The sequence below is a fragment of the Mycobacterium sp. genome, from assembly GCF_032161845.1.
Taxonomy (GTDB): domain Bacteria; phylum Actinomycetota; class Actinomycetes; order Mycobacteriales; family Mycobacteriaceae; genus Mycobacterium.
Genome location: NZ_JAVRQA010000459.1, coordinates 1 through 3,076, shown reverse-complemented (window position 1 = coordinate 3,076; position 3,076 = coordinate 1). Strand labels below are relative to the sequence as shown.

Below are 3,076 nucleotides of genomic sequence, written 5' to 3'. Positions count from 1 at the left end.
CGGACCACGTCGGCGATCCAGTCACGGTCGGTCCGCAGCGTCATCAGCGGCGCGCCGCAGCGACGAAGCGTGCGGGCCACCTCGGCGCGATGTGCGTTCGCCGCCTTCGCGAAATCGTCGCGAAGGGCCGCGTCGATCGTGAATTCGCGGGTAACACCGGTTTCGGTGTCCTGCAGGATCACGTCGCCGACGTCCGGCAACTCGACGTCGCGGGGGTCGATGATCTCGATCCCGAGCACCTCGTGTCTACCCGCGATGGCCCGCAGCGGCCGCATCCAGTTGATCGGCCCGAGGAAGTCGCTAATGATCACGGCCATGCCACGACGGCGTTCCGGCCTGCGCAGGGTCTCGATCGCCACGGCCAGGTCACCCCTGACTCCGACCGGCGCCTTCGGCATCGTGGCGATGGCACGCAACAGTTCCTGCTCGTGAATGCGACCGGACAGCGCGGGCACCCGTCGGGTGGTGTCGCCGTTGGTGATCACGGCGCCGAGGCGGTTGCCGCCGCCGCTGTTCAGGAAGGCAATGGCCGCGGCGGCCGCCACCGCGAGGTCGCGTTTCTCGCAGCCGGTCGTGCCGAAGTCCAGGCTTGCGGACACGTCGATCACCAACCACGTCTCCAATTCACGGTCGGCGATCATCTGCCGAACGTGTGGATGAGTGGTGCGCGCTGTCACCGACCAGTCCATCCGGCGCACGTCGTCGCCGGGCTGGTAGATCCGCGACTCCCCCGGCTCCGAGCCGGGACCAGGGATCAGGCCTTGATGGTCACCGTGCAGCACACCGTCGAGCTTGCGGCGAACCGTCAGCTCGAGCTTGCGCAGCGCTGCCGTCAGTTCGGGGTCGCGGATCTGGCCGCGCCGAAGTGACGGCAGGTCGACCGTCCAGCCGCCCGACGCGGTCACCGACCGCTAGCCGCTGCCGCAGTGGGCATCATCGGAGGTGCCGACTGGCCTTGCTGCTGAATGGCATTCACCTGCGGCAGGGCGACGGTCTGCATGATGCGGTTGACCACCGTCTCCGCCGAGATCTCGTCGGCCAGCGCGTCATAGGTGAGAACGAGACGGTGCCGGAGCACGTCGGGTATCACCTCGACGACGTCCAGCGGGATCACGTAGTCGCGGCCACGGATCAGGGCAAGGGCTCGCGAGGCCGCGATGATGCCGAGGGACGCGCGTGGCGAGGCGCCGTAGGCGATCCAAGCCTTGGCGTCGGGCATGCCGAACTTCTCCGGCTCGCGGGTGGCCGTCACGATGCGCACGACGTAGTCGACGAGGGCGTGGTGCACGAAGTTGTTGGCCGCAACCTCCTGCATCCGCAGCAGATCACCGGTGTCGAGTATCTGCTTGGGCTGCGGCGGGGTGACACCCATCCGGTAGATGATCTCGCGCTCTTCCTCGGGTGAGGGGTAGCCGACGTTGAGCTTGAACAGGAAGCGGTCGCGCTGCGCCTCGGGAAGCTGGTACACGCCCTCCTGCTCGATCGGGTTCTGGGTGGCCATGACCAGGAACGGGTTGGGCAGGGGGAAGGTCTTGCCGCCGATCGACACCTTGCGCTCGGCCATGACCTCGAGCAGCGCCGACTGCACCTTGGCGGGTGCACGGTTGATCTCGTCGGCGAGCAGGAAGTTGACCATCACGGGGCCGATCTCGGTGTCGAACTCCTCCTTGCCGACCCGGTAGATGCGGGTGCCGACGATGTCGGTGGGAACCAGGTCGGGCGTGAACTGGATGCGGGCGAACGTCCCGCCTACCACCTTGGCGAACGTCTCCACTGCCAGCGTCTTGGCTACACCGGGCACGCCCTCCAGGAGCACGTGGCCCTTGGCGAGCAGGCCGACCAGCATCCGCTCGACGAGCAGGTCCTGTCCCACGATGATCCGCTTGACCTCGAAGATCGCGCGCTCCAACGTGTGCACTTCGCTCTGCAGACCACCGTTCACCGGCTGATTCTGCGACGGGCCTGCTGCAGGGTAGCCCTGTGTTGGGCCGTGCGCGGGATACCCTCCGGCGCCCTGCGGCGGTCCACTCGGTGACGTCATCAAGCACCCTTCCAGGTTGTCCACATTTGATCGCTGGTCATGCCGGTGTCCAAGCCATGTCGCGGACGCCGTTCCTCAACTATTCCAGGCAGTTCGGAATCCGTCGACGTGCCGGGTCCCGTACGGGTCTCGATCAGGACTCGATGAACCGAACCAAATGCGGTGACATGCCTGCGGTTCGCACCGGACTGACGGTCACCTTTCCCGCGCTACCCGACGCCTCCAGCATTCTGCCGCCGCCCAGGAAGATGGTGACGTGCTGGCTTCCGCCCGGCCCGTAGAAGATGAGATCGCCCCGCTTGGCCTGCGACGGTGGGATCGGCCGACCGGAGTCGTACTGGTCGCCCGAGTACTTCGGAATCTGCACGCCGACACCGGCGAACGCGTAGCGGGTCAACCCCGAGCAGTCGAAGCCGATCTTGCCCGCGTCGTCATCGACGCCCGCGCTTGGGCCGTTGAGTGAGCCGCCGCCCCACGAGTAGGGCACGCCCATCTGTGACCCTGCGCGACGGATCACGTATTCAATGGCCTGCGGTCCACGGACCCGGCCGCCCGGTAGCGCGGACGATGAACTTCCGCCAAGCCCGATGCTGGAGAGGAACTGCTGCCCGAGGTTCTGCGTGGTCTGCAGTGCCAGTTGGCTCACCTGAAACGAAGCGTTGGCGATGGCGACGGGGTCGCCGGGCGCCCCGGAACTCGCCACCTTCGGCAACGTCGGATCCCATGCGCCACCGTCTGGATCCGCGGCTGCGGGCACCGCTGCGCCGATCATCACGCCGAGCGCCCACAGGAGCGGCACGACGATCTTGACGCAGCGAAAGACGATGGAATGCAAGACGATCAACCTCAGTACTCGATGTAGCGGATGACGTAGGGGGTCATGCCGCTGGTGCGAACGGGTGAAATCTTGACGTTCGACCCGGTGTAGGGCGCCTCGAGCATCTGCCCGTTCCCGAGGTACAGCGTCACGTGTTGAGCGCCGCCGGGGCCATAGAAGATGACGTCGCCGCGGCGCATCTGCGACGCCGGAATCTT

The 3,076-nt window shown here is 66.6% G+C and carries 4 protein-coding genes; all 4 read right to left on the bottom strand.

Going from position 1 to position 3,076, the window contains the following annotated elements; genetic code table 11:
- Positions 1-905, bottom strand: a 905-nt coding sequence (locus QOD90_RS24880) for a DUF58 domain-containing protein (RefSeq protein WP_526354092.1), incomplete at its 3' end; no start/stop codon positions are given.
- Positions 902-2,041, bottom strand: a complete 1,140-nt coding sequence (gene moxR1 / locus QOD90_RS24875; protein WP_526354090.1) for a chaperone MoxR1 — start codon at positions 2,039-2,041, stop codon at positions 902-904. The genes QOD90_RS24880 and moxR1, both read right to left, overlap by 4 nt.
- 133 nt (positions 2,042-2,174) lie before the next feature.
- Entirely contained in the window at positions 2,175-2,876 is a 702-nt protein-coding gene (gene ripB / locus QOD90_RS24870; RefSeq protein WP_526354088.1) for an NlpC/P60 family peptidoglycan endopeptidase RipB, read from the bottom strand.
- A gap of 11 nt (positions 2,877-2,887) precedes the next feature.
- The coding region (locus tag QOD90_RS24865) for an NlpC/P60 family protein (protein ID WP_526354086.1) at positions 2,888-3,076 on the bottom strand (189 nt) is incomplete at its 5' end.

Coding starts and splice junctions, on each gene's coding strand:
- moxR1 (WP_526354090.1), bottom strand. CDS start 2,041: ATGACGTCACCGAGTGGACCGCCGCAGGGCGCCGGAGGGTATCCCGCG.